We start from the raw sequence: 1,278 nt of genomic DNA, 5'->3' as shown, positions 1-1,278 counted from the left end.
GAGGCCTTTGAATTACCTGCCGATTTGGGTCGTGTTTAATTTTGCGGGTACAAATAGGTAAAAACCGGCAAAATAATCCATAAATGCACCTTGCATTTTTCGTTTTAGGCCGAAATATCGGCCTCAGCGACCGTCTCGGCCGCTCCCTGACATACTCCACCCATCAGGTGGCCGCTGCCGGGAGACTGTTCGGTTCCTGTTTGGCAAAGCTGATGGACCGTTCGATGTTCCAGCAGATCGCGCTCATGATAAACCGGGCTTTGTTTCTGAGTTTTGTTTTGGCTGTGGCCCAGCGCATTCCGTAGCGCCCCTTCATAGCGGCAAACGGATGCTCCACCTGGCGCCGCACCCGCCGGTGGCGGTGGTTGCGCGTTTTCTGGGAGGCGCTCAGCGGAGTGTTCCGATAGGCTTTCTCTAAGATCCCGTAGTAGATCCCCTCCTGGCGACACCGGATTTTGAGGTCTTTGCTGGGATAGGCCTTGTCACCGAAGATCGCCCGCTCGTCGCCTGCCAGCAACTTCTCGGTCTGGGTGCTATCATGCGGGGAGGCAGCCGTAAAACTTAGCTTGCGGATCAGCTTGCTGCCCACATCCACGCCAATATGGCCTTTGTAGCCAAAGTAATGGGTGCCGCCTTTTTGGGTGGAATCTCCGTCGGTGTCAATCTGGGCGGAGGGATTCTCCTCTAACGACTGGCGTTCGTCGTCGCTGAGCGGCCGACCCGTCGACTCGATGATGGTTGCATCCACCACAGTGCCGCGCCTGAGGATCAGCCCCTTGGCTTCCAGCTGCCGGTTCACTTCTCCAAACAACTCCTCCAGCTGCCCTTCGGCGGCCAGGGCCTCGCGAAACCGCCAAAACGTGCTGAAGTCGGGTACCTTCTGGTCCAGCGGCAATCCGGCAAACCGGCGAAAACTCAGCCGGTCAATGAGCTGATCTTCCAGCTGGGGATCGCTGAGCTGGTATAGGTGCTGCAAAAACAGCCCGCGGATCATCCATCGGACCGGTTTGCGGGGCTGCCCGCCCTGGGGGCCGGTCTTGTCAATACGGCGGCCAATCTCGTAGAGCGGAGCCCAGTCGATCCACTCGGCGATTTCGCTCAGCCGCTTGGTCGAGCGACTGACTTGTCCTGACCCGCTGGCCCACTGATCCAAAATACTGAGCTGATGGCGCTTATCCGACATAAAAAGATTCCATTTGAGTTAAAAATTGGCGATGTTCGATTAAACCTATCGGTTTTGGGAAAAATCCCCAAAACAAGGGGTTCTGCAAAGGCCCC

General features: G+C 56.7%; 1 protein-coding gene. It reads right to left on the bottom strand.

Features of this window, described 5'->3' with window-relative positions; genetic code table 11:
• Nucleotides 1–163: 163 nt before the first annotated feature.
• On the bottom strand, nt 164–1,183 hold the full coding sequence (locus NC796_RS26550) for an IS5 family transposase (RefSeq protein WP_310688911.1): 1,020 nt from the start codon (nt 1,181–1,183) through the stop codon (nt 164–166).
• Nucleotides 1,184–1,278 lie beyond the last annotated feature (95 nt).

Source organism: Aliifodinibius sp. S!AR15-10, from assembly GCF_031569985.1.
Classification (GTDB): domain Bacteria; phylum Bacteroidota; class Rhodothermia; order Balneolales; family Balneolaceae; genus JAMQKA01.
Note: the sequence above shows the minus strand (reverse complement) of the source record. Positions and strands in the feature narration are given on the sequence as shown.